The organism is Pseudoalteromonas sp. T1lg21, assembly GCF_002964625.1.
GTDB lineage: Bacteria > Pseudomonadota > Gammaproteobacteria > Enterobacterales > Alteromonadaceae > Pseudoalteromonas > Pseudoalteromonas gelatinilytica.
On the sequence record NZ_PQBX01000041.1, the window covers coordinates 70,060 to 93,585 of the forward strand.

Here is a 23,526-nt window from a genome sequence, read left to right on the forward strand (position 1 = left end):
TACAACTTGGGAACGAACGATTACCAGAAGCGGTAGTAAATAAAGGCAGTAATACCAATAATACCCGCAGTATGAATGTAGTCCCACTTATCTAAGCCGGCAGCCACTTCTTTCATGGTTGCTTTATCTAGACTTGAGAAAGTAAGACCTTTCAATTGTTCTTCGTCTGCTTGCTTGGTGAAAATACTCACCACAATCATAATGGCGACCACGATGACAAATAGCAGAATACAGTAATACAACCAGTTCATAGTGGTGATCCACGCAAATGATGAACCTGTTAAATCATCTTTAAATGGCAGCAAGACTAAGCGGATCATACCCAGTACAAAACCAGATACTAAGCCCACAAAACCCGCTGTTGGAGTGATGCGTTTACTACATAAACCGAGTAAGAATACCGCAGCAATACCCGGTGCAATAAGAGACTGCACACTTTGCAGATATTCATAAAGCACATCGGCAATTAAGCTCATGACGGGTATCCATAAAAGGCCTAATACAACAATCACGATAGTGGCAATTCGACCTACCTTAAGAAGGTGTTTCTCAGATGATTCAGGTTTGAATTTCTTATAAAAATCAATAGTGAATAAGGTTGCTGATGAGTTAAATAATGATGCTAAAGAACTCATTAGTGCTGCAACTAAACCACCGATTACAATCCCCTTAACGCCTGCTGGCAATAGCTCAGCAACTAAAGTTGGGAAGGCTTGGTCAGCACTTTCATAGCTAATAATACCTTTAACATTCAATGCGTATGCAATCATGCCTGGTACTAAGAAGATAAATACAGGAAGTAATTTTAAGTAACCAGCAAACATGGTACCGCGACGCGCTTCTTTAATGCCTTTTGCGGATAAAACACGTTGTACGATGTATTGGTCTGTACACCAATACCAAAAACCAATAATGAATGAACCAAACACAATGCCAGGCCATGGGAATTCAGCATCTGAAGCACTACGAATAAGGTGCATATTAGCATCGTTGATACGCTCAACTTCTGCCCAGCCACCTACTTTATCTAAACCAACAACTAATATGACTAAGGAACCAATAATGAGCACAGGGGTCTGCAACACCGAGGTCCACATGATGGCTTTCATACCGCCAAGTACCGTATAAATACCAGTGATCACCACAAGGCCAATGGCTGAAATCCAAAAGAAATCGATACCCCAAATACTCTCAATACCTAAGATTGTTTTAAATGCGATACCGCCGGCATAAACCGTTACCGCAACCTTGGTTAATACATAACTAATCAATGAGATAACAGACAAGAAGGTACGTGATTTAGAGTTAAAGCGGCGCTCTAAGAATTCTGGCATGGTGTAGACTTTACTACTCCAATAGAAAGGTACGAAAATCCAACCGAGTAGTAGAATGATCCACGATTGCATTTCCCAGTGAGCCAGTGCCATACCCGATTGTGCACCTGAACCTGAAAGGCCCACCAAATGTTCCGAGCCAATGTTTGATGCGAAAATAGAGGCACCAATCACTAACCAACTTGCATTACGACCCGCTAAAAAGTAATCAGCGGTGTCTTCTTCTTTTTGTCGCATAGACATCACGACAACGCCTAGTAACAGGACAAAAAATCCTGCTAGCACTGCCCAGTCTAAGGTACTTAGTTCGACCATCGTGTGTTCCACCTAATTTTGAAAGAGAATTTTGCTTTTTTAGTTGTTGAATAAAAATATTATATTATAAATAAGGTAAGTGAAAGAGATTTGTTAAAATAAGGTGACAGTCTGTAGGTAAAGTGGTGACTGTATTGTTTGAAATATAGACACTTGTATTAGGCTGTTTTTTGCTTGTTGTTGATTTTAATCAATTATTTCCAGGATGACGGAATAGCTTTATAGATGTATCATATTACTCAGATCTTTTGAGGAACACACATGGCGCGTTTAGAAAATTTAAACCTATCACAACAAGTTACCAATGAGCTTGGTAAAGCAATTATTGTTGGTGATTATAACACTGAAACGGGGCTACCAACCGAAGCACAACTTTGTGAAGTGTATGGTATTAGCCGCACAGCTGTTCGTGAAGCAGTGAAAATGCTTGCTGCAAAAGGACTGATTTCTTCTCGTCCACGACAAGGTATTCGTGTTGAGTCGGCGGATAACTGGAATTTATACGATACAAGCGTATTAAAATGGTTGTTAGAAAGCAGCCCATCGCTTTACGTACTTAAAGAATTCTTACAAGTGCGCTTGGCGATTGAGCCGCAAGCAGCAGCACTTGCAGCAAGAAAAGGCGACCAAGCAGCCATTGCAGAAATTAAAATGGCACTCGATAAAATGCAAGCGGCAGCAGAAGAGCCAGAAGGCGTAATGCATGAGCCAGACCTTGCCTTCCACACGGCAATTTTACATGCCAGTGGTAACCGTTTTTTCTATCAATTACGTGATTTTATTCGCACCGCATTACACGTAAGTATTCAACATACTACACCTGCTAAGGGTAATAAAAAGGCTATCGCTGAAGAGCACTTTAAAGTGTATAACGCGATTGCGAGCGGCGATCCTGAACGTGCTAAAAACATGATGACGTACATGATTGATGAAGCAATGGCGTTTATTGAAAAAGAAATCGCTGATAAAGAAGCGGCTCAATAAGTATCGCTTCTTGACGTTGTAATTACTTTAAAACAAAAGGTTATCATGCCAAATTCAAACGAGCTAAAAACAGTTTACCCAAGCCTTGCTGGTAAGAGTGTGTTTATTACTGGCGGTGCATCGGGAATTGGTGAAGTAATGGTAACGCGGTTCTGCGAGCAGGGCGCGAAAGTCACCTTTGTTGATATTGCAACCGAGCAAAGCGATGCGTTATGCGCAAAATTAGCGGGTAAATATGAGTTTGACCCACAATTTATCCATTGTGATATTCGTGATGTTGAAGCCTTAAAAGCGGCCATAGAGCAAACGCGTCAGCAACAGGGTGACATTGGTGTGTTAATTAATAATGCAGCCGATGACACTCGCCATGCCGCTGAAAATATGGATGTGAAATATTGGGAAGACAAGTTTGCAGTTAACTTGCGCCCGTGTTTTTTCTCATCGCAAGCTGTGGTTGAACACATGCAGCGTTTAGGCGGTGGTAGCATTATCAATATGGGGTCGGTAAGCTGGCGTATTAAGCAAACAGGCATGCCAGCCTACACAACAGCGAAAGCGGGGATTGAAGGTTTAACCCGTTCATTAGCTGCTTCATATGGTAAAGACAATATTCGTGTAAATTCACTGGTTCCGGGGTGGGTGATGACAGAGCGCCAAATTACTCATTGGCTAACCCCAGAAATGATTGAAGATGTGCGTTTAAGTCAGTGTATTAACGAAACAATTCAACCTGACCATGTGGTAAACGCGGCATTGTTTTTGGCCGCAGATGATAGCTGCATGATGACTGCACAATCACTGATCGTGGATGCCGGTTGGACATAATTTTGCGAAACGATTGCAAAATGACTAACTTGCGATAAAATTTTTTACATAATTCAAATGATACTATAATAATAAAATATGGGTTATATCATCAACAGATCCCATACTTAGGAAGGTGGTAAGAAAGTTTGACCGACTTTGTACTTGTTTATTTAATTCTGATTATTGGCGCTTGCCTGCAAAGTGTTATTGGCTTTGGTTTAGGTATGTTATGCGTGCCTGTACTTTACTGGCTAATGCCAGAGCTGGTGCCTGGGCCAATGATTTTGAATGCGCTGTTTTTAACGTCGGTGTTAATGATTAAACACCGTGGCGCGATAGACATGAAACAGACTGGCATTTCCATTATTGGTGGGGCCGTAGGGGTTATCCTTGCCGCTATGGTGATGTGGTATGTCAATGCTAAGCAGTATCAACTCTTGCTAGGTGTGAGTATTTTGGTAGTGGTGGCATTATCCATCATAGGTATGAAACCGAAAATCTCCACCATTACTAGCTTACTCGCGTCAATGTCGTCGGGTTTTTTAGGCACCACTACTTCTGCTGGTGGTGCGCCAATGGGGCTACTCTATCAAGCTGAAAATAAAGACAAAATTAAAGCAAACCTGAGTGCCTTTTTTGTATTTATAAACCTGTTTGGCATTATTGTATTGATGCTGACAGGCTCTGCCGATATGGCTGATGTGAAGTTGTTCTTTTTCTGCTTACCCGCAATTTTAATTGGCTGGGGCTTGTCGTTTGTGATCAACAATAACCTCAACGAAAAGGCCATTCGCGGCATCATCTTACTGGTTGCTGGTTTATCTGGCCTAGCACTTATTTTCATACACAGATAGAATGAGGATAGTTCAGCTGTTTGTGTAATGAAGCCTATGCTCGATGACACCATTAAAGTAATCATTTCTAGTCAATGCCAATTAGGTGAAGGTGCCTATTTTGCAAAGGCGCATAACTGTTTATTTTGGGTCGATATTTTAGGGCAGCGTTTGTTTCGTTTGCATTGCCAATCAATGCGCGTTAGCCAGTTTACCATGCCAGAACCAATTTGTTGGGTGATGGAAACCGAGCAAGCAGAGTTAGTCGCAGGTTTTGCCAAAGGCGTTTATAAGCTAAATAGCGAAGACTTTAGTCGCGAACTACTTTATGCAATTGATCACGAACCCTCACAAAACCGCTTAAACGATGGCAAAACGTCTCGCCAAGGCTTTGGCTTTTTCGGCTCAATGGACTCTCAAGAGCAAACCAATAGTGGCAAGTTATACCGTTTTGGTCATGGTCAGGCTCCAACAGCAGTTGATCATGACTACACGATTAGCAATGGCCCCGCGGTAAGTAAAAATGGCCAGTTTCTATATTCTACAGACTCAGATAAACAAACAATCTACCGCTTTACTCTGAATGAACATGGCGAGCTTGCTGATAAGCATGAGTTTATTCGCTTTACTGATAATATGGGTTTTCCTGATGGCATGACTGTTGATAGCGAAGATCATCTGTGGGTTGCTGCATGGAATGGTTATGGCGTGTATCGTTTTGCTCCAAGCGGTGAGCAGGTGCAGTTTATTCGTTTGCCCGCCCCACGCGTTACGAGTGTCGCATTTGTCGGTGAAGAGCTCACGCATCTCGCGGTGACAACTGCGGCAGTAGGGCTCGAAGACTCAGTACTCGCTGATTACCCGCACAGTGGTGGCGTGTTTATTCTTGAGCCGGGCGTTAAAGGTATTGCTGAAACGCCCTTGAAGCTATAGGTTTTCCATCACTTGATAACGCAACTCGCCAAGAAATGCGCGTGCTGCAGGACCCAGTTTGTCACCATCTTTAAAGAGCAAATGTAATTTAGCGCTGCGACTGCTGTTATGGGTTAAATTAAGTGCTTTCATTTGCCCAGTCGCAAGTTGTTTTTCTATCGCGACTTTTGGTAACCACGCAAAGCCCAGTCCATTACTGATCATATCAATCGACGTGCGCATATGAGTGACGGTCCAGCGCTGATCGGCGCCTAACCAGCCACCATCTTGTTTGTGCTTATTCGCTGAATCGCGAACAACAATTTGGCGATGTGATTTTAAATCTTCGAGGGTAATTTCACGCTCTATCGCATGCAAAGGGTGATCTGGATGGGCGACGGCAATAAACTCGATATCACATAACTCTTCATGAAAGTTTGCTGCAATTGGAAAGCCGGTAATGGCAATATCAACCTGATCGTTTTCAAGCAGTTCATTGCCCCCCATTAGTACAGACTCATGCAACTCAATACGCAGTTGCGGGTATTGCGATGACGTGTCGTTAAGTACTTTATAAAGCAATTGTTGTGGGAAAATAGCATCAACGGCAATGCGTAACTTACTTTCGATACCTTCACCCAAGGTTTGCCCAATGGCCTCAACCTTAGCGGCTTCATCGAGTAAGTAATTGGCACGGCGTAGCATCATTTCGCCGGCTTCAGTGAGCACGGTTTTGCGGCCTTGAATGCTGAATAATTTTACATTGAGTGCAGATTCAATTTTACCAACCGCATTATGAATACTCGATTGGCTTTTATGAATGCCTTGTGAGGCCTGGTTAAAGCCTCCAAATTCAACAACAGCACGAAACATGCGCCACTGTTCTAGCGTAATTCTTAGCATGATGTTCCTTTGCTTACTTAACTGCCTAATAGTACCTGTAAATGCTGAAAAAGTTTACTTTTTAGCTGCGGGCAACTCAATATACTCAAGCTCATCACCAGGAATGCTTGCAAAGCGCTGTGCTTGCCAATCTTGTTTTGCTTGCTCGATGCGCTCTTTGCTATAAGCAACAAAATTCCAGTGTAAATACGGGACTTTATTAAATTTACTGCCACCAAGTAAAATAAAGCGGCTGTGCACCAGTGTTGTTATTTCGTGTTCGCTATCATCAAGTAGCACAAAGTCGCCTTGGGTATAGCGAGTATCACCCACACTAATTTCACCATAAATAACATACACGGCGGTTTCATGATGAGGATGCGGTTTAGTAATATGGCTACCTTGCTCGGCTACCGTATCTACATAAAACATCGGTGAGTAGTTTTTCACCGGGGAGCTTAAACCATAGGCATCACCGACAATGAGTCGCATCAGCACGCCCTTTTCGATTTTCTCAGGTAGCTGATGTTTTTTGATATGCTCAAAGCGTGGTGCTATTTCGGTCATGCTCTCAGGTAAAGCAACCCAGCATTGCAGACCATTAATGTCGTGCTCGCTCGCCCGTACTTCAAGGCTTTCTCTTTCTGAGTGCACTATCCCGCGACCTGCGGTCATCCAGTTTACATCGCCGGGCTCTATTTGCAGGCTATTACCTAGCGAATCGCGATGGTAAATACTGCCAGTAAATAAATAAGTGAGCGTTGACAGGCCAATATGAGGGTGGGGCCTCACATTTATGCCTTCACCGCGAGGAAAGTGATTCGGCCCCATGTGGTCAAAAAAGATAAATGGGCCAACCATTTTTTTGTCAAAATGCGGCAAGATGCGCTTTACATCGAGCCCACCAATATCGTGGCTGGTTGCTGTTAATAACGTTGCCATATTTGCGCCCCTTAAAAACAAATTCAGCCAACAACCTAGGTTATTGGCTGGGATAAATGTTATGCCTGACTACGTTTTAACACTAGTTGATCTAGGCTGATTTTGCCTGCACCGACACTGGCCAATGCTAAAAAGCCGCCTGCCATTGCAATGTTTTTGTAGAACATTAAAAACTGCATTTGATCATCAAGTTGAAAGTGGAATAACAAAGCACTCACTAGGCTGAAACCAGCAAAGGCGACAGCGGTTAGTTGTGTTAAAAAGCCCAGTAAAATAAATAATCCGCCAACAATTTCAAAGGCAATCACAAACGGCAGTAAGAACTCTGGTAAACCGACACTGCTCATGTATTGAGCAGTTGCATCAAAGAATTCTATTTTGCTAAAGCCGGTTAGTAAAAAGATGGCCGATAAACCAATACGTGCCAATAAAGTGCTAATATTTTGTAAGTGTGGTTGAGCTGAGATTAAAGTAAAAAGTTTCATAGTAGGTATCCTGTTTAGTTAAGCAGTGTGTCTGCGATGGAGTAACTATAAATTCACTTTAAAAGAATTAAAAATTGTAAAATTAGCGTTTATCATTCTTTAAAAAAGAATTTAAAAGGAGGTTGAATATGAAGCTGTTGTTATTAATAGGGTTTTGTTTTTCGGTGGTTACGAGTAGCTTGGTGTTTGCCGAACAAAATTTACCAAATAGTCGTCATTATGCGTTGTTAGCATCAGATATTGCGGTGCAGCAAAGCTGGCAAGTTAAAGACACAATTAAAGGTTATGAGATGCTGGAATATCAAATTAACCTTAATAAAGGCGCTATCTTATCGGTTGATTTTACACCTTCAAACTCTAGCAACTTCTTTAATATTTTACCGAAAGGCAACCCAACCGCTTTGTTTGTTGGCCCAGCAAAAGGTGATCATGCTGAGCTTACAATTCCTGATAATGGCGATTATGTGATTCGGGTATTTTTGATGCGCAATGCCGCGCGCCGTGAGGAGCAAAGTGAATTTACTGCCGATATCAGCGTCGTAAAAAGTACATTAAAAGGCATGCACCCAAGCTGGGATGTCGATGGTGATGGGATTAATGATTGCGAGAAAGACGGTAGCTGCGATCATACGGTTGACTACAGCCTTCCTCGAAAGTCGAATTAGGCCTTTATTGAGGCCTAATCAGCTGTATTATTCAGGCGCTACTTCAAGCGTTGTGAATAATGAGTAGCGTACGTTATCGATATCGGCTTCTGTTGGTTTTTGATCAACAGATGCTTCAATTAGATACATATCGGCGTGAGCGAAAGTCACCGTAAAGAAGCCTTTTTTGTCGGTTGTTACTTTCACTTCGTCGCGTTCATTACGGTAGCGAGCACTACCACGAACAATAGCAAGCTCAACGTCAGCGGCTGGTTTGCCATCCATTAATAATTGGAACTTAGCTTCTTCACCAGCAAATAGATCGTTCGGGTGAGTAGGGCCAGAAATTTCTAGGCCTTGACCAAGTAATGTTGGCTTAGAAGTGCCATTACGGCTGACAAAAGTATCAACTGTTGCGATTGATTTTACAGTACGTACCTCAGTTGCACCTGCTGGTAGGTCTGCTTCTTTTTTACCTGCGAACACACGACCGCGATTGCCGTCTTTATCTTTATAGAAAGTCATTAGCATTGGCTTTTGCTGCATAGCAATATGGTAAGTACCGTCTTGCGTTAAACTTACTGCCGCAGAATTTTTGCGTTTTAAGTAGTATGCACGAATTGTTTCTTCAACCGGTTTACCATCTGGAGCAAGAGCAATTAATAGGTTGTCGTCATACTCAGCGCCTTTTTCTTTCGGGCGGTATGCTTTATCTGGGCTAAACAACTCATTTGAAATACTGGCATCGATCATCACATAGTGAGTTTTCTCACCTGATAAAGAAGTGTGAGATGGCATTAACCAACGAGCATGTGCTTGTGCATAGCCAGATGCAAGCGCGGTGAAGGTCACAGCGCCAATCAGCGCTGTTTTTAATAATTTTAATTTCATTGTTTGTCCTTAATGACTGGTAATGGTAACAAAGCTAGTCGCGAACTCTTTTTCGCCTTTAATAGTGACTTTGCCGTCTTTCGTTAAGTCGATTTCAACGCGGGTGTAATCTCGACCACCTTCTTCACGTACAACTTCAACATTAAGTAGGTAGCTGCCAGGTTTAACTGGGTTGCCCTTTAAATCTTTACCTTGCCACTCAATGGTGTAAGTACCAGGGCGTTTTGTTGCACCTGTAACACCATCAAAGTTGTCGTTGCTACGACCGGCTTTTCGCCACCACTGACGTAAGTCTTTAAACCACTCTGCTTTCTCAACCCAAAGTGCAATCGTAGTAACGTGTTTACGCTCAGGTGTTTCTAGCCATAGCGCCACATAAGGGCGATGATATGGGGAAACATCTAGTTCAGGTAAAGTGAACTCAACAGTGAGGTTGGCGTCTTTTGCAAAGCTCAGAGGGCTGAATAAACAGCTAATTAGTAGAGCAACGAGTAAGTGGGCTTGTTTCATTAAGATACTCCTTTAAGTTGAGGCACCCAAACTAGATAAATGACCAAAGGCGTGGCAACTCCGAGGAGGGTTAACCAAAGACCTGCGGCACGTTTTTTACGGTTTTGAAAGAGAATAATTAATCCGGTGATGGCAAACAGAATCATCAAAAAAGCTGAAATATCAATGACCCAGCTCCATGCTTCTCCTGTATGGCGGCCTTTGTGCAAGTCGCCAATCAGACTCATAAAGCCCCCTGTTTGATAATCAATATTCAGTTCACCGGTTTGAAAATCGATTTCTGCATAGGCAAAGCCTGCCGGAAGTGGGTAGTCGAGCATTACCAAGGCATCTTCTTTTTCCCACTCAATACTTTTCACATTACTGAGTGAAAATTGCTGCTGCATGTACTGCTCTATTTCAGGATAAAGGTTTGGTAACGTGTCGAGGTTTGCTTGTGCTTTTTCGAATAGCGCAGCAGAAACAAGCTGTTGGTTTTGACCATTATGTTTATCATTTTCGAGCCAACTAACGTGGTTAAGAATGATGCCGCTGACACAAAATAAAATAAGTAAAAAGAACAGGGCCGTTGAAAAATAAATGTGTAATGCACGGCTAACGCTGTAAAAGTTGCGCTTGTTAAATGAGAACATAATGCGGTTTATTCCGTTAAAGATACAAATATGATAATGATTTGTATTAACGATAACAAGCGAGTTTACGTTCTTTACATTTCTTTGTGCTAGAAATGAAAAGCGAGATACGCCATTACTGCGAGTTGTGAACTGACTAAACAAGCAAGCAACATTAAGCGCATCTGCGTGGTTAAATTAACTTGAATAAGGGTTGGTTTATTTGGTGCAGAAGGGCGATTAATTAAATACGCTAACACGCTTAACTCAATCACTGCCACAAGATACATCACCCAAATTGGCGCGGCACTTTGCAGTAAAAAAACATACCCGATTGCCATCCCAAAACCCGCTAAGAACTTGGCTCGGGTAGGTACAACCTTATGCTCTTGCCAGAACCTCAGAGGCTGGCCGTATCTAGGATGGTTGAGCAACCACGCAGACAGCTTGGGCGATGAGCGGGTGAAACAGGCCAATGCCAAGATAAAAAAGATAGTCGTCGGCATCACAGGCAGTGCAATACCTATGATACCTAAACCCACCATCAATAACCCGAGTAATTGATAGCAGCCATTTTTATAGGCGGTAAATACCGCTCTTACATTCATCAATAAAATTGAGCCTGATAAAACTTAAATCGTTGTCGTGCTTGCTCAGCACCCTCTATCAAGGTGGCCTGTTGCTCATCACTGAGTTCAAGGTTATCAATAAGATGGCTTAGTTGACAGCCCTTATTACATTCACTGGCTTTAGCTAGATAACGAGCACCACGTTGGTTATTTAACTTTAGCTCAGCTTCAACTTGTTTGCCTAATGTTGTCGCTGAAAATTGCGACCCTTCAATAACATATAGCCAGCCAAGTGCATAGGCAAAGTCGGTGTGTTGAAAACAGCGTGGTTGCAGCGTGCGATTTGGCAGAGGGTGTTTTAAATCGTTTAAGTCCTGCTCGATGAGGGGGAGTCGTGTACGATCAAATAAATTATCAACATATTTATGTAAATCAACGTGTTGATAAAGGTTCTCTACCTCGACTTGATAACTGTACTGTAAGGTTAGAAATTTTTTATAGTTATCTAAATCAGTAGTGGGTGATAGCGCTAATAAATGATGATCAATCTCTTTTGAGATGTTTACTATCGCTTGTTTTAGCTTTTCAGCTCGAGAAAGTAGCTCGAGTATTGGCATGAATAGGGTCCTCAGCAACGTCTATAAAGTAAATGCACGGGGTAGTTGATGTTGTCATAGGGTGAATACCCATACTTCCTAAGTGATAGTTTGATAAAGCTGCTATGCAGTTTTTATCAACAAACTCGGCTCAGAATGGGAGTGTATAATAATGATTTTCATTTCTATTGCTAGAAAATGTTTTCACTAAGGGTACAGGTTGGACCTGCTCGTTAGTATTGAGGGCTATTAGGGAGTGATGAATGAAATCAACAAGAATAAAGTAAGGCGTGAGATTGTTGTGAGTTTTCGAGTAAAGAAAAGCAAGGAGGCAACTCCTTGCTTTAAAAATAAGTGTATTAGAAATAATACCCTATGTTGATATTGAAGCGGGTCTCGGTGTCGTCACTGTCGCCAGCAACTGAACCCCCAACAAATGGTTGGTTTTTCGCTTGTACAAAATCAAAGTAAGTGAATAAACCGCCTGCAGCAACCGATACACCGGTTACATTCATCCAAGTATCAGCACTATCATCTGACTTGTCATAAATAATGCCGTAGTCATTGTAAAATTGCAGGTTAGTTACCGGGCCCCACTCTACAGGGAGGCTGTAAGCAATATTGGCATTAGTCATGGTCGCTTCTGCGGCAATACTGTCGTAAAACGCATAAGCACCTACAGCCATACGATCAACGTTGTCGATATCGTAGTTATACTCGCCGTGCTGTAGTTGGAAATTCCATGCACCTATTGTGCTATTTAAGTGCACAGCCCAGGCGTAGTAATCGCCAGCTTTATCTTCGCCATCATGCAAGCCACCTGATAACGCAGATACACCGAGTTCGGTGGTACCGCCGTCATGTTCAAAGTGATAGCCATAACGACCAGAGAAGGTGTTGTATTCTCCAATGGCATTAGTTGGTTCGGCATAAATGCCCTCATCAGCTGAGCGGAAACCTACAACGTCATAAGAATAGCGGTCGCTTCTGTCATCCACATAACCATCTACGCCACCGAGCTCATCGTTTTTGAAAAAGCCAAGGTCAAGTTGCCAGTTATCGGCAATTTTTCGTTTAAATAGCACACCTAGATCATGATCATCTTCAAGGCCAACATAGTAAGTGGTGCCAAAGAAGTAGTTGTGCGAATTATATGGCCAGTTACCAAAAGGCACTTTGGTAATACCTGCCTGTACTTGCCAGTATTCGGCAAAATCATAGGCGGCATAAGCATATTTAACTGCAGTCATGTAATCGAAAAAACGAATTTCAGCGTTGAGCTGCACATCACCAACATCGCCCGCAAAATTTAACCTAAAGATGTCAAAATCGAAGTCACCACCGCGATTTTTATTACCATCGTCATAGGATGTATAACTGTAATTAGTACGGACAGCACCTCCGATTTTAATTCCGGACTCTTTCTTGGGTGCTTCAACAGCTGCAGTTTGTTGCTCAAGTTGCTTTTGTTGCTTAGCAACTTGGGCATCAATTTGCGCTTGTTTCTCGGCTTGTTGCTGAGATTTTTTCTCTGCAGCATCAAGTTTGGTTTGCAGTTGCTGCATTTGCTGTTTCAGTAATTGCAGCTGCTTTTGAAGGTCATCAATTTCAGATGCCTGACTAAGACTTGAAGTTGTGCCCAAGGCTATTGCGAGGGCTAACTTTGATAGTTTAAGCATGAATTATCGCTAGTTTGGAATGGGTACTAACTAGCATAGATGATATTCATGGTGAACCCAAGGGTAGTCAAAGAAATTTAATATTAATCAATCAGTTTTAATTTTTTCTATGGTTCAAAGGTCTTGGTGATTGCACCGACTTCAAGTAACGGTGACGCATCAAGTTGATCTGCGTCCATCATGGCAGCAATTCGTTGCATAGAGGACAGCAGTAAACTTTGCTCCCATTCTTCAAGTGCAGAGAACTTTTCAATGAAGTGCTCTTGTAGCGGTTGAGGTGCCTGTTCGAGTAATTGTTTACCCCGCTCAGTGAGGTGCAAACTAACGCGACGCTTATCAAGCTGGCTACGCACTCTAGTCACAAGTTCGCGGCTTTCGATTCGATCTAAGATATTGGTCACCGTCGCAGGACTTAAGTTTACATTTTGTGCAATGCGACTGGCGGTAATGCCATCGGTTTGTGCAACTTCATTCATAATGAGCAGTTGTGGACCTGTTAAGCCCGAGGTTTTGTTGAGCTGTTTTGAATGAAGGTCGATAGCTCTGATCACTTTGCGCAGCGATACTAATAGCTCGTCATACTTTTGCATGTTGATGTCTCTTAAAAAAGGCGGTGTGGAACAACCGCAATCGCAAAATATTACACATCTAATAAATTGAGTTCAAATAAATAATAACTATGTGGCTTATAATTTCCGGCCATAGTGGGTGTTGTTCTGTTCTTAAGTTAGTTAGAGTAGAAATTAAAAGCTAAAATTTAAAAATTAGATGGAGTAATTGTTGTTAACACTTAAAATGCTACTACGAGGTGACACCATCACTTTGTAGTAAAACAATTAATACAAATAACTAAATATTATTTACTAAAAGCCACTGCATTGGGTAAGGTGGATTTTTCTTTCATTAAATGGGACGAATTATGAAGTTATCGCCATCTGTTACGATTGAGCAAAGTGAAACCGGGCTTGAATTTATTAAAGTTGCCAGTGAGTTTTGTAGCGCAACTATTTTTCTGCAAGGTGCGCAGATCACTGAGTTCACGCCAACCGATAAAAAGCCATTATTATGGGTCTCAGAATTAGAAGATTACCAAGAAGGCAAAGGTGTGCGAGGTGGTATTCCGATTTGTTGGCCATGGTTCGGGGTAAGTCAACATGAAGGCTGGCCAGCTCATGGTGTTGCTCGCACAAGTTTATGGCGCGCAGAAGAAGTGAAAGAACAAGACGATTCGATTTATATCAGCTTGTCATTGCCGATGACGCAAGTTGATGAAAAATATTGGCCTTATAAAACTAAGCTGTTAGCAGAATTCATTTTAACCTCTGGTTTAGAACTACGTTTAACAACCACAAACTTAGATAACCAAACTGTACAGTTCACTCAAGCACTGCACACCTATTTCCCAACGCCAGCCATTGAAGAAACAAAAGTAGATGGTCTGCAAGGCGCGAAATACATTGAATTTGCTGAAGGTCCTTTTGAGCAAAATGAGTTAGTGTCGTTCGCACGTGAAACAGACATGGTTTACACCGAAGCAAAAGACACTCAACGTATCATTACACCTGATGGCATTATTGAAGTAGGCCGTGAAAATTCAACTTCGTGTGTTCTTTGGAATCCATGGATTGATAAGTCAAAACGCCTTTCTAATTTTGCTGATGACGAATACCACGTCATGCTGTGTTTAGAAGCGGCTAATGTCCTTGATGATAGTGTTGAACTTGCACCTGGAGCAAGCCATACACTTGCAACAAAGTTACGCTGGGTATAATTTATAACGACTTAGTGTTAGCACGTAAGGCCGGCACCGCTGGCCTTTACAAGGAATTACCGTGTTTAGTAATCAACAAATAGAAACCCTTCCAAAGCATCAAACGATTCAATTCCAACCACTTGCAGATAATGTGATATGGCATGTACAACTAAATTGGTTGTTGTTTTATGTACCTCTAATGGCCGTGATTATTGCTGTTCGGCACTTTAATCCTGCCGTTAGCCAAGCTATTGCCACACCTTGGCTGCTGGTTTTGCCGTTGTTGGTAATACTGTCGATGATCTACAACCTCTACAGTGTACGTGCCAAAGGCGTTGCAGTGAGAGAGCATGATATTGCGTTTAAGCGGGGTTTAATTTGGCAACAAACCACCTTATTGCCTATTTCTCGCGTGCAACACACCGAAATTCATCGCGGTCCAATTGAGCGAAAGTTAGGACTTGCGACACTCAGACTTTACAGTGCGGGTGGCATGAGTGCAGATCTACATATCAGCGGCTTAACTGACGAGCAATGCAATGATGTCCGCCTGTTCGTGCAAAGTTATGGTGATAATGCACTCATTCCAGAAAATGAGCTTGCCGATGAGTGATCAACAATGGCAACGGGTATCGCCATGGGCGCTACTGTATTTTATTGTGCACTTTGCACTGCGCTTTATAAAAGATGGGCTGCTTAATTTACTGCCAATTTTGGTGTTATTCGTCACGCAAGTGGAGCAAAAGCTGTTTTGGGGGCAAATAGCCGCTGCTGTAGCCTCGTTAGTTTTAGTGCTGTACGCCTTTGCTTATTATCGTAATTTTAAATACTGCATAACAGATGGTCACGAAATACTGCTCAATAAAGGGGTATTCAAAAAAGAGCGGCTAACCCTTAAATTTGCTCGAGTACAGAACGTCAACATAGCCGAACCTTTTTATTTTCAGCCGGTTAATTTGGTTAATTGTATTTTCGATGCCGCCGGTAGTAGTGCTCAAGAAGCGGTGATCCCAGGTGTAAAGCTTAGTTATGCCGAGCAAGTGCGCGAACAAGTTATGGCGTTTAAGGCTCAGTTACAACAGCAAGAGCAGCCGTCTATTGAGCAAAGCGAAGCAACAGACACGCTGCAAACCTTAACGATCAGCAATGCTGAAATTGCTAAATTTGGCTTGATGTCGAACATGGCAATATTGGCATTGGCCGCGCTTGCCCCATTTATGAATATGATTTTTGAGTACCTCGAAAAAACCATCATAAACCGCCTAGAGGCAATGCTGATTGAGCAAGCCGCGTTCGTTGGTAGTGCCGCTGCAATCGCTGTTTTAATCATGGTTGTTGCTATTGTTTTATGTGCCATTTTACTTTCAGTTGTTATGGCTTTGGTGCGCTTTTTTAACTTTCAACTGTATTTTCAAGACGATAAGTTTAAGCGTGTGGCAGGTTTATTTGAGCGCCAGCAATTATCGATAAGTGTGTCGAAAATTCAAAGTGTGCAAATCAAACAAAATATTATTGCTCGGCTCCTTAATCGCTATACCTTAATTTGCCCGCAAGTGAGCAGTGGCGGTGTGGCTGCTGGGGTTGCGGCTCATAAAAATAAACAAACGTTAGTGATGCCAGTAATCACTAAAGAGCAAGTACAAGCCGTGTGTGGCTGGTTATTTCCATGGTTTGTTGATTTAACAGAGCTTAACTTTATTAAGCCTGAGCGAGCTTTACTTTATAAAAATACGTTTTTATATGTAATCCTACCTACTGTATTTTCTGCTTTAATTTTCAATGCCTTATTTGATGCAGCTACGATGCTGTGGAGCATTGTCGTGGGCTTAGTTTTGATGATCGGTGTGTTTTTGAATTATCAAAAAACGGGTGTAGCTTTGTATCAACATGACGGCCGTTTTTTTGCCGTATTTAAGACTGGCATGCTGGGTGTGCAGTATCGTGTTTTTGAAATCTATAAAGCGCAAAGTGTCACCACAATAAGCACTTATTTAATGCGTCGTTCACAGCTCAAAAGCTTGTATATACAACTAGCTTCTGGCTCTGTATCAATGCCTTACTTAAAAGCGGAACTGGCTGAGCAGCTTGCTGATTTCGCCCTATATGAAATAGAAGGCGTTGAGCGGAATTGGTTTTAAATGGAAATAATTCTCAATATCATTGATTCGTTTTAATATTGAGGTATACTAGCGCAACGTCAATAACCACGGGTGCGCAATGATTTATTTACTACCTATTTTAGCTATTTCGGGTGTTGTTGCCTTATTGTGTTATGCACGTTCGCAGCAGGAGTGTAAGGGCTTGTGTGTGAGTGTCGCTGTGACTGCAATCGCGTTACTCGTAACCGCAGCTTTAGTCATCGCGGGACTCGGTGCATTAAGAAGCAGCCTAATGTTTGCTGTGACTATTTTTATTATTTATCAATTACTCGGTTTAGTACGACCGATCAGACTGGAGTAATTTCTTACACTTTTTAACTTCAGGCTTTTAAAAAAGCATCGCATACTAATTCTTAAATTAAGCAACATGCTAATCAAGGATTGTGATGAAAAAAGCCCTGTTAACTGCGGCACTTCTTGCCGCTGGCCACGCTTCAAGCCAAGAGACTTGGCAAACTATTCATACCGAACACTTTAATGTGCATTTTAGCACTGAGAATCAGCAATGGGCCCGCTCAGCGGCGACAGAGCTTGAAATTGTTCGCGATAAGGTACTAAAACAGCAAAACCGTGCTCTTGATGAAGTGGTCGATGTTCTGGTTTTCGACCCGTTTAACGCCTCTAATGGCTTTGCTTTGCCGGTGACTAACAAGCCTCTAATGGGTTTGTTTACCACGCCTCCACAATCCGACACGGTGATTTCTAACACCGATGGTTGGCAGCAGTTATTAATTTTGCACGAATATATTCATTTGGTGCATCTTGCTCAGCCTACTCGAAGCGACGTGCGTCAGGCTATTCGCAATAGTTGGGATATCTATGATTTAGTTGATGGCGAGATGCCGCGCTGGGCTGCCGAAGGATATGCAACGCTGCTTGAGTCGAAAATGACAGGCCGAGGCCGTTTATACGATAACCTTTCAGAGGCAATATTGGTTGAATTTGCACAGCAAGGTGCATTGCCACGGTATAGCCAATTGAGTAGTACAGAAGGGGGCTTTTTAGCTGGCTCAATGGCGTACTTAATGGGTTCTCGCTTTCTAGCATGGCTAGAAGAGAACTATTCCGCGCAAACTCTAGATGCAGTTTGGACACGTATGCAAGCGGTTAAAGCACGTGATTTTGATGAGGCCTTTAGCGGGGTATTTGGCGACTCACCTGAGCGACTCTATCGTCGTTTTATTGCCGAATATACCTACAAAGCAATGGCTAAAGAGGTAAGTGAGCAAGCACTCACAAGTAAGCTTTGGTTAGAACTTGATTTATACGCCTCGAACCCTGTTTTAAGTTTAGATAACAGTAAACTTGCTATTGTTGAGCGCAACAAAGATGACGAAACCCGTTTAGTCATTTATAGCACGGATGATAATCAACAGGCTGCCGATGATTTTGCAAAGCAGCAACAAGCGTTACTTGATGATGATCCCGTCGATATAGTTGATAAAGCCCCCAGTGTTTTTAAACGTAAACAAAAACATGTGCTTCAGCAAATTAATAGGCAAGGTATAAAAAACCCGCAGTGGTTAGACGAAAATACACTGTTTTTCACCGCCACCACAACCGTTGCTAAAGGCTCCATTCAAGGTATTTCAGATCTATATCGCTATGATATTGATACAGGTGAAGTGAGTGCTTTGACGCATCATGCAGGGCTGCGCCGCTTTAGTATCACTGATAACGGGCAAACTGTTTATGCTGAGCAAACTAAGCATGGCTTCTCTGAGTTGGTACGTCTTGACCTCAATACGGGTGTCGCTACGTCTTTGTTTGAGAAAAGCCTAGAAACGGTTTATGACTATCCATTACTAAGCCCTAATAAAGCTCAACTTGCTTATTTAAAAGCGACATTGAATGCCAATTGGCAGTTGTATATACAAGATGTGAATTCTCAGCAATCAATAGCTGTGCCTATGCCTGAGGGCTATCAGTATGTGTCACAACCTAATTGGCAAGCAGATGGCAAAGGGCTATATTTTGTCGCGGGTAAAAATAAAGCTCTCGCTTTATATCATTATGATCTACAAAGCAGTTCACTACGCCAATTAACGCAAGGCCAAGAAGCTATTGCACACCCAATGGCAATGAATAATGGTGAACTTTTGTATTTATCGATCACTGCTGAAGGGCCGAATATCAAGCATTTTGCTGAGCAACCACAAGGGTTAGAGGTTGTTGAATTTGCTAAAAGTGCAGCGCCACCACGAGGGCAAGTAACGAGCGAAGTATTACCTGAGGCAAAAATCTACCCGCAAAGCCCAACTGAGCCAGCCGATTATGATATTTGGCAGCAAAAACCCACCTTTTCGCTGGCATCTCAGTATTATTCGGCATCATCTTCGCTGCTTACCCTTGGAGTAAAAAGTAACGACTTTTTAAAGCAGCTCGATTTACAAGCAGGCTACAGTGCTGATTTACATGACAAAGCATTGGAAGGGGTGTTCGCGGCCGCTAAGTACTCAGCGTTTGATTTAAAATTTAAAGCGCTGTTATTTGATTACGACTTTGAATCGGCAAAACAGTACCATTCACAAATACCGGTGAAAATAAGTAACACTGGGGCGCATCTAGCCATGAGCTACCCGTTGCAGTTTCAGCAGCTTAGTATTACACCGAGTTTGAGCTATAACTACAGTGATTTTAGTAAGGGGGATGATCAATGGTTAACCCTTGGACTTGAACAAAAATGGCAACATGATAGACAGCGATACGGTTTTGCTCAGTCTGTGAGTGCCCAGTGGCTATCCGGTGATGCCAACTCGAATAATTGGCAGGGCTATAACTTTGCCACCGTATTGAGCGGTTATGCTTTTGATATTCCTGTTTATGTTAATTTTTCACAGCAATATCGCGATGACAGTACCCTTGCGCTTGGCGGTTATGAGTCAAACTTAATTAATAATGACACGCAAAGTGGCTTTGTTGTTGCTCCTGAGCTGCCGTTTATTAGTCAAGCAGGTAACCGCTATAAAGGGTATGGCGGGGGCATTAGTTACAAAGATTCATTACCTTGGCTTTATTACCAGCAACATCAAGTTGATAACCGAGTCTATGCACAAAGTTATGGTCTCAAGTGGCAAGGTGACTTTAGCTTTGGTATGGGGCCCGCTGGTTTGAACGATGTAAATATTGATTTTGGCGTCGCCCGGGTAGAAGGCGACGACTTCGAAAATGATTTACGGGCTTGGCTAAGCTTCTATTACTCGTTATAGCCTAGTGTTGATCAGTTAAGGCGAAAAGCTTGGCGTGATATAGCGCCAGTTTTTCGTCTTTATTTTCTATCTCAATGGCTTTTTCTAGCCACTCCTTAGTGCTTTTTTCATTTCCTTGCTGATAACTAATAATCGCTAATTCGATATAGGGTTCAGATAAATAAGGGGCTAATGCAATGGCATCTTCGAGCTGTTGTTTCGCCTTGTAAAGTTGGCCATTGTTACGGGCGTTAATTGCCGTTGCCAGTAACTCGAACGGATCTTGCTCAAGCATCGCCAATTCTGAATTGAGCTGCTCTGCCAAAACCTGATCATTCAGTTGCTCGGCCAATACTGCGTAATTATGTAGTAAATTAGTATCTTTAAAGCCATGCTGCATTGCTGTTTGATAAATATGTTTTGCCCCTGCTAAATCACCCGCTTGGCGATGTAATACGGCGGCTAAATTATAAAGTGATGCCGCATTTGGGGTGTATTCATTGGCTTTTAAGATATAGCTGTAGCTTAAATCGAATTCTTTCAAGGCCAGCGCTTTTGCGGCCAAGTTACTATAATAACGGCTGATCAAGTCTTTTAGTTCAGCTCGACCAGAGTAAAAACTGCCACGTGCTGGAAAGTAATCGATGACTGTACCTGGTGGAACCAAGTAATTACCGTCCTCATTTAAAGGCGCGTAGACTTTGGTGCGAAAATGGCCTGACACATACACGATGTTACTTTGTTTACTGTAAACCGGTTCACTCGACACTGCTTGAAAGCTGGTTTTAAGTCCTGCTAGTTGGGCATAGGCATGGGTTAAGATTGCTAAACTGATACAGTTACCCTGATGACCTTGAAGAGTCTGCTGGGCATTGAGCGTAGCGCTAAAGTAATTAAAGTTAGTGAGTTTACTTTCTAAGTAGCTATACAGGATTTGGTCGTCTCTTAAATCAGCGCCTTGACGCGCGGTAAAATAATCAAGAAAACGCTGTTGCTCATCTGCAGGGAGTGTAAAGAGTTCAGGGTCGCTAAGTTCAACGTGTTTAAAATGTGTGGTGTTGAGTAAGCTGGCTACACTCGGTGGTGGCGTTGGTTGTTGTTTTGTACTTTTACATCCAACTAAAAAAGCACTCAAAACAAGCGCATATAAAATCGACTTCATAGCATTACCCTCCTGAACACTAATTACTCAATGTACCCAGATCGCAGAGACTATTCAAGCAGCTAATGAGTGTCATGGATTGTAAACACCCTGTATGGTTATCTTGCCAATAGACTGTTGTTTGTTTTTTATTCTTTATTGCATTCTAAAACGCTCTCATTACAATGCCGCGCTCTTTTAAATTTCTTAAAAAACATGGGTTTACTCTAGTTTTATAGGTGGTTTATAAACTGCTAACTTATTAACTAAATTGTAACGAGAGAGGTCTGTTTTGGCGCACTTTTTGCCGATTATTTCATGCTTTATTTTAGCGTTTAGCTTTTATCCGCTTTTAAATAAGATCCGTAAAAATCGCAGTGTGTCGGGCGTGTCGCTGTTAATGATGAGCTTTGGGGTCGCGCAAAGTGTGTATTTCATCACCTATAACTTGTTCTTTCAGCGCTTTTACATGGTTTTGCCGTTCGTTGTTACTGGCATGCTAAGTGGTGTGATCCTTTATTACTTTGTTCGTTACAATGCTGAGCGAAAGCAACGTATGCAACTAGCCGGGTTATTAGCCATGTCATTCGTGCCTTTTAGTTTGTTGCTGAACCCTTATTATGAAACGGCAACAGTGCTTAATTGGTTAACCTATGTGGGGTTAGTCATGAGCTCTATTCGTGTTATGCCGCAGACTTATAAAACCATTAAAAGTGGTGATATTAGTAATTTAAGTGCGCGCTACTTTAGCCTACAGTTTGTTGCTGGAAGCTGCGGCCTCGCTGCCGAGCTTGCTATGGCGACACCGAGTGTGTCTCACATACTAACCTTTGTGATGATATTACTGACCAATGCCGCGCAACTAGGATGTATTCAGTATTATAAATCACGCCCAGCAATGGCTTAAATGCCTAAGTAATATTCCGTTTATTAACTCGTTGCTTTATGGCACATTATCTTATCGCTATCGAAAGGATAAGATATGAATTGGAATCAATTAGGCTATTTATGTCGATTATTATCGCCAATAAGTGGCCTAAATAAAGCACAGCAAGAAGCGCTTAGTGCCCCGCAACACTTAGAAATTTATAATGATGGACAAAAAAATAGTCCATTAGCCACTAAGCTTGCAAATGACCTTAAAGAAGCTGAAGGTGAACAGCAGCAAAGGTTAGCGTTAAGTTATGCAGCGTTATCATCAACACTAAAAGAGCACTCTTTCGACTATAAAACCAAGTTGCTTTATCTGGGTGTACTTTTCTCAGTTTTCATCCTCGTTAACTTTATTTATCAGCAATTTGTTATTCCTTCATTCTCAAATGTGTTTAGCCAATTTGATGTGCAAGTTACAGAGCACATGGCTAATTTAGCTAGGTTCTGGCTGGTAGCAAGTATTGCGCTCGGCTTGTTCTTGATGGTTATTATATTTACTGTAAATGCACTTCGACAGTTTGCAAATCTGACTTTACTGAATGCTTCATCAGCCCAATTAGGGCTAATAATCCCCAAACAAATTAGGCACAATTATGACGCTTTAGTCGCTCTAATTGAGTTTCCATTGTATGGAACACTACAGAACGATACTCGTGAGTTATCTCATTTAAAAACATGTCAAAGTAATGGCTTGGATATTGCCGAAGAGCTAGAGCTCCTTGTAGTCAATAAGCTTGAAAGCTTACGCGGCGATATCACCGCGCATACCAACAGACTCATCACTATATTTAGTATTTTATTGGTGATATTAATTGCCCATTTCTTAATGGGAGCATATGAGCCTCTATTCTTAATGGGAGAGATAGTGTGAAAAATAAAGGATTTACGCTGATTGAGTTAATGGTTGTAGTCGCCATCATCGGCATTTTAGCTTCTGTTGCATTACCACAATACAGTCAATATATTCAGCGCAGTGAACTAGCGGATCCCTTAGCTATGGCGTCAACCATTCGAGAAGACGTTACAACCTTTTATTTGGAGCACGGCCGCTTTCCAAAAAACAATGAGCAAGCAGGTGTCCCTGCAAGTAAGTTTTTAATTGGTAATCGGGTTACGGGGATCACTGTTGAAGACGGAGCGATTCATATTAGTTTGGGTAATAAGGTATCGATGCCTTTGCAAAATACAGTATTAACTTTTCGCCCTGCGGTTGTTGTCGGAAGCCCTACAAGCCCTATCGCTTGGCTTTGTGGGTTTGATAAACCTGTAACGGGTATGCAAGCGGTTGGTGAGAATAAAACGACTGTGCCAAAAGACATATTACCTTCGTCGTGTATTGATAGACGTTAACTTTAAAA

At 42.1% G+C, this 23,526-nt stretch carries 24 protein-coding genes and 1 pseudogene; 13 read left to right on the forward strand and 12 right to left on the reverse strand.

Annotation, left to right across the window (positions count from 1 at the left end; genetic code table 11):
- Window positions 1-20: 20 nt before the first annotated feature.
- Window positions 21-1,649, reverse strand: coding sequence for a sodium:solute symporter (locus C2M25_RS09535; RefSeq protein WP_105180993.1), 1,629 nt, complete (start codon window positions 1,647-1,649; stop codon window positions 21-23).
- A 261-nt stretch (window positions 1,650-1,910) separates the two neighbouring features.
- On the opposite strand from C2M25_RS09535, the gene C2M25_RS09540 reads away from it, so the two are divergent.
- The 4 genes from C2M25_RS09540 (at window position 1,911) to C2M25_RS09555 (ending at window position 5,206) form a co-directional block, all read left to right on the forward strand.
- Window positions 1,911-2,633, forward strand: a complete 723-nt coding sequence (locus C2M25_RS09540) for a FadR/GntR family transcriptional regulator (RefSeq protein WP_063700866.1) — start codon at window positions 1,911-1,913, stop codon at window positions 2,631-2,633.
- A gap of 45 nt (window positions 2,634-2,678) precedes the next feature.
- Complete coding sequence (locus C2M25_RS09545; protein WP_105173867.1) at window positions 2,679-3,458, forward strand: SDR family NAD(P)-dependent oxidoreductase; 780 nt, start codon at window positions 2,679-2,681, stop codon at window positions 3,456-3,458.
- A gap of 128 nt (window positions 3,459-3,586) precedes the next feature.
- Window positions 3,587-4,294: a sulfite exporter TauE/SafE family protein gene (locus C2M25_RS09550; RefSeq protein ID WP_063700871.1), complete on the forward strand. Its 708-nt coding sequence runs from the start codon at window positions 3,587-3,589 to the stop codon at window positions 4,292-4,294.
- A 27-nt stretch (window positions 4,295-4,321) separates the two neighbouring features.
- Window positions 4,322-5,206, forward strand: coding sequence for an SMP-30/gluconolactonase/LRE family protein (locus C2M25_RS09555; protein WP_234003556.1), 885 nt, complete (start codon window positions 4,322-4,324; stop codon window positions 5,204-5,206).
- Here C2M25_RS09555 and C2M25_RS09560 read toward each other — a convergent pair.
- Genes C2M25_RS09560 through C2M25_RS09570 form a run of 3 tightly spaced genes read right to left on the reverse strand, consistent with a single transcriptional unit; the run spans window position 5,201 to window position 7,494 of the window.
- Window positions 5,201-6,088, reverse strand: coding sequence for a LysR family transcriptional regulator (locus C2M25_RS09560; RefSeq protein WP_063700873.1), 888 nt, complete (start codon window positions 6,086-6,088; stop codon window positions 5,201-5,203). The genes C2M25_RS09555 and C2M25_RS09560 overlap by 6 nt on opposite strands.
- Before the next feature lie 54 nt (window positions 6,089-6,142).
- Window positions 6,143-7,009 carry a pirin family protein gene (locus C2M25_RS09565; protein ID WP_105180994.1) on the reverse strand — a complete coding sequence of 289 codons (867 nt, stop codon included), beginning with the start codon at window positions 7,007-7,009 and terminating at the stop codon, window positions 6,143-6,145.
- A gap of 59 nt (window positions 7,010-7,068) precedes the next feature.
- Complete coding sequence (locus tag C2M25_RS09570; protein ID WP_105173868.1) at window positions 7,069-7,494, reverse strand: DoxX family protein; 426 nt, start codon at window positions 7,492-7,494, stop codon at window positions 7,069-7,071.
- A 128-nt stretch (window positions 7,495-7,622) separates the two neighbouring features.
- Here C2M25_RS09570 and C2M25_RS09575 point away from each other — a divergent pair, with 128 nt between their 5' ends.
- A complete protein-coding gene (locus tag C2M25_RS09575) occupies window positions 7,623-8,159 on the forward strand; it encodes a hypothetical protein (RefSeq protein ID WP_105180995.1) in 537 nt (178 codons plus the stop codon).
- 27 nt (window positions 8,160-8,186) lie between these two features.
- On the opposite strand, the gene C2M25_RS09580 is transcribed toward C2M25_RS09575, so the two are convergent.
- From C2M25_RS09580 to C2M25_RS09610, 7 genes and pseudogenes are all read right to left on the reverse strand, one after another.
- Window positions 8,187-9,029 carry a DUF4198 domain-containing protein gene (locus C2M25_RS09580; protein ID WP_063700888.1) on the reverse strand — a complete coding sequence of 281 codons (843 nt, stop codon included), beginning with the start codon at window positions 9,027-9,029 and terminating at the stop codon, window positions 8,187-8,189.
- A gap of 9 nt (window positions 9,030-9,038) precedes the next feature.
- The gene (locus C2M25_RS09585; RefSeq protein WP_105173870.1) at window positions 9,039-9,539 is read right to left on the reverse strand and encodes a DUF2271 domain-containing protein; all 501 of its coding nucleotides are present in this window, start codon (window positions 9,537-9,539) and stop codon (window positions 9,039-9,041) included.
- A complete protein-coding gene (locus C2M25_RS09590) occupies window positions 9,539-10,171 on the reverse strand; it encodes a PepSY-associated TM helix domain-containing protein (protein WP_105180996.1) in 633 nt (210 codons plus the stop codon). The genes C2M25_RS09585 and C2M25_RS09590 overlap by 1 nt, the downstream gene beginning before the upstream one ends.
- Window positions 10,172-10,368: 197 nt before the next feature.
- A pseudogene (locus C2M25_RS09595) lies at window positions 10,369-10,758 on the reverse strand (YbaN family protein); the annotation flags it as partial.
- The gene (locus tag C2M25_RS09600; protein WP_105180998.1) at window positions 10,758-11,336 is read right to left on the reverse strand and encodes a biliverdin-producing heme oxygenase; all 579 of its coding nucleotides are present in this window, start codon (window positions 11,334-11,336) and stop codon (window positions 10,758-10,760) included. The gene C2M25_RS09600 and the pseudogene C2M25_RS09595, both read right to left, overlap by 1 nt.
- A gap of 338 nt (window positions 11,337-11,674) precedes the next feature.
- On the reverse strand, window positions 11,675-12,994 hold the full coding sequence (locus tag C2M25_RS09605; protein ID WP_105180999.1) for a porin: 1,320 nt from the start codon (window positions 12,992-12,994) through the stop codon (window positions 11,675-11,677).
- A 107-nt stretch (window positions 12,995-13,101) separates the two neighbouring features.
- Window positions 13,102-13,584, reverse strand: a complete 483-nt coding sequence (locus tag C2M25_RS09610; protein ID WP_063700897.1) for a MarR family winged helix-turn-helix transcriptional regulator — start codon at window positions 13,582-13,584, stop codon at window positions 13,102-13,104.
- Window positions 13,585-13,913: 329 nt separating this feature from the next.
- Between C2M25_RS09610 and C2M25_RS09615 the strand changes: the two genes are divergently transcribed.
- The 5 genes from C2M25_RS09615 (at window position 13,914) to C2M25_RS09635 (ending at window position 20,115) form a co-directional block, all read left to right on the forward strand.
- Entirely contained in the window at window positions 13,914-14,765 is an 852-nt protein-coding gene (locus C2M25_RS09615; RefSeq protein WP_105173877.1) for a D-hexose-6-phosphate mutarotase, read from the forward strand.
- A gap of 61 nt (window positions 14,766-14,826) precedes the next feature.
- The gene (locus tag C2M25_RS09620) at window positions 14,827-15,360 is read left to right on the forward strand and encodes a PH domain-containing protein (protein ID WP_105181000.1); all 534 of its coding nucleotides are present in this window, start codon (window positions 14,827-14,829) and stop codon (window positions 15,358-15,360) included.
- Window positions 15,353-16,885: a PH domain-containing protein gene (locus C2M25_RS09625; RefSeq protein WP_234003557.1), complete on the forward strand. Its 1,533-nt coding sequence runs from the start codon at window positions 15,353-15,355 to the stop codon at window positions 16,883-16,885. Before C2M25_RS09620 ends, C2M25_RS09625 begins: the two co-directional genes overlap by 8 nt.
- A gap of 79 nt (window positions 16,886-16,964) precedes the next feature.
- Window positions 16,965-17,207 carry a hypothetical protein gene (locus C2M25_RS09630; RefSeq protein ID WP_105181001.1) on the forward strand — a complete coding sequence of 81 codons (243 nt, stop codon included), beginning with the start codon at window positions 16,965-16,967 and terminating at the stop codon, window positions 17,205-17,207.
- 85 nt (window positions 17,208-17,292) lie between these two features.
- Window positions 17,293-20,115, forward strand: a complete 2,823-nt coding sequence (locus C2M25_RS09635) for a TolB family protein (RefSeq protein ID WP_105181002.1) — start codon at window positions 17,293-17,295, stop codon at window positions 20,113-20,115.
- Between the two features lies 1 nt (window position 20,116).
- Here the strand turns inward: C2M25_RS09635 and C2M25_RS09640 are convergent, their stop codons facing one another.
- Window positions 20,117-21,256 carry a tetratricopeptide repeat protein gene (locus C2M25_RS09640; protein WP_105181003.1) on the reverse strand — a complete coding sequence of 380 codons (1,140 nt, stop codon included), beginning with the start codon at window positions 21,254-21,256 and terminating at the stop codon, window positions 20,117-20,119.
- Between the two features lie 271 nt (window positions 21,257-21,527).
- Between C2M25_RS09640 and C2M25_RS09645 the strand changes: the two genes are divergently transcribed.
- The 3 genes from C2M25_RS09645 to C2M25_RS09655 all read left to right on the forward strand — a co-directional run bounded on the left by C2M25_RS09645 (window position 21,528) and on the right by C2M25_RS09655 (window position 23,518).
- Entirely contained in the window at window positions 21,528-22,142 is a 615-nt protein-coding gene (locus tag C2M25_RS09645; RefSeq protein WP_105173880.1) for a PQ-loop domain-containing transporter, read from the forward strand.
- Window positions 22,143-22,217: 75 nt separating this feature from the next.
- A complete protein-coding gene (locus C2M25_RS09650; protein ID WP_063700907.1) occupies window positions 22,218-23,039 on the forward strand; it encodes a hypothetical protein in 822 nt (273 codons plus the stop codon).
- The gene (locus tag C2M25_RS09655) at window positions 23,036-23,518 is read left to right on the forward strand and encodes a pilin (protein ID WP_063700909.1); all 483 of its coding nucleotides are present in this window, start codon (window positions 23,036-23,038) and stop codon (window positions 23,516-23,518) included. The genes C2M25_RS09650 and C2M25_RS09655 overlap by 4 nt, the downstream gene beginning before the upstream one ends.
- The last annotated feature ends 8 nt before the right edge of the window (window positions 23,519-23,526 follow it).

What these genes read in the sequence shown, in the direction of transcription:
- C2M25_RS09560 (WP_063700873.1), bottom strand. Translation starts at nt 6,088, where the DNA reads ATGCTAAGAATTACGCTAGAACAGTGGCGCATGTTTCGTGCTGTTGTT.
- C2M25_RS09600 (WP_105180998.1), bottom strand. Translation starts at nt 11,336, where the DNA reads ATGCCAATACTCGAGCTACTTTCTCGAGCTGAAAAGCTAAAACAAGCG.
- C2M25_RS09590 (WP_105180996.1), bottom strand. Translation starts at nt 10,171, where the DNA reads ATGTTCTCATTTAACAAGCGCAACTTTTACAGCGTTAGCCGTGCATTA.
- C2M25_RS09615 (WP_105173877.1), top strand. Translation starts at nt 13,914, where the DNA reads ATGAAGTTATCGCCATCTGTTACGATTGAGCAAAGTGAAACCGGGCTT.
- C2M25_RS09640 (WP_105181003.1), bottom strand. Translation starts at nt 21,256, where the DNA reads ATGAAGTCGATTTTATATGCGCTTGTTTTGAGTGCTTTTTTAGTTGGA.
- C2M25_RS09630 (WP_105181001.1), top strand. Translation starts at nt 16,965, where the DNA reads ATGATTTATTTACTACCTATTTTAGCTATTTCGGGTGTTGTTGCCTTA.
- C2M25_RS09650 (WP_063700907.1), top strand. Translation starts at nt 22,218, where the DNA reads ATGAATTGGAATCAATTAGGCTATTTATGTCGATTATTATCGCCAATA.
- C2M25_RS09635 (WP_105181002.1), top strand. Translation starts at nt 17,293, where the DNA reads ATGAAAAAAGCCCTGTTAACTGCGGCACTTCTTGCCGCTGGCCACGCT.
- C2M25_RS09570 (WP_105173868.1), bottom strand. Translation starts at nt 7,494, where the DNA reads ATGAAACTTTTTACTTTAATCTCAGCTCAACCACACTTACAAAATATT.
- C2M25_RS09555 (WP_234003556.1), top strand. Translation starts at nt 4,322, where the DNA reads ATGAAGCCTATGCTCGATGACACCATTAAAGTAATCATTTCTAGTCAA.
- C2M25_RS09625 (WP_234003557.1), top strand. Translation starts at nt 15,353, where the DNA reads ATGAGTGATCAACAATGGCAACGGGTATCGCCATGGGCGCTACTGTAT.
- C2M25_RS09585 (WP_105173870.1), bottom strand. Translation starts at nt 9,539, where the DNA reads ATGAAACAAGCCCACTTACTCGTTGCTCTACTAATTAGCTGTTTATTC.
- C2M25_RS09535 (WP_105180993.1), bottom strand. Translation starts at nt 1,649, where the DNA reads ATGGTCGAACTAAGTACCTTAGACTGGGCAGTGCTAGCAGGATTTTTT.
- C2M25_RS09605 (WP_105180999.1), bottom strand. Translation starts at nt 12,994, where the DNA reads ATGCTTAAACTATCAAAGTTAGCCCTCGCAATAGCCTTGGGCACAACT.
- C2M25_RS09610 (WP_063700897.1), bottom strand. Translation starts at nt 13,584, where the DNA reads ATGCAAAAGTATGACGAGCTATTAGTATCGCTGCGCAAAGTGATCAGA.
- C2M25_RS09565 (WP_105180994.1), bottom strand. Translation starts at nt 7,009, where the DNA reads ATGGCAACGTTATTAACAGCAACCAGCCACGATATTGGTGGGCTCGAT.
- C2M25_RS09575 (WP_105180995.1), top strand. Translation starts at nt 7,623, where the DNA reads ATGAAGCTGTTGTTATTAATAGGGTTTTGTTTTTCGGTGGTTACGAGT.
- C2M25_RS09540 (WP_063700866.1), top strand. Translation starts at nt 1,911, where the DNA reads ATGGCGCGTTTAGAAAATTTAAACCTATCACAACAAGTTACCAATGAG.
- C2M25_RS09580 (WP_063700888.1), bottom strand. Translation starts at nt 9,029, where the DNA reads ATGAAATTAAAATTATTAAAAACAGCGCTGATTGGCGCTGTGACCTTC.
- C2M25_RS09545 (WP_105173867.1), top strand. Translation starts at nt 2,679, where the DNA reads ATGCCAAATTCAAACGAGCTAAAAACAGTTTACCCAAGCCTTGCTGGT.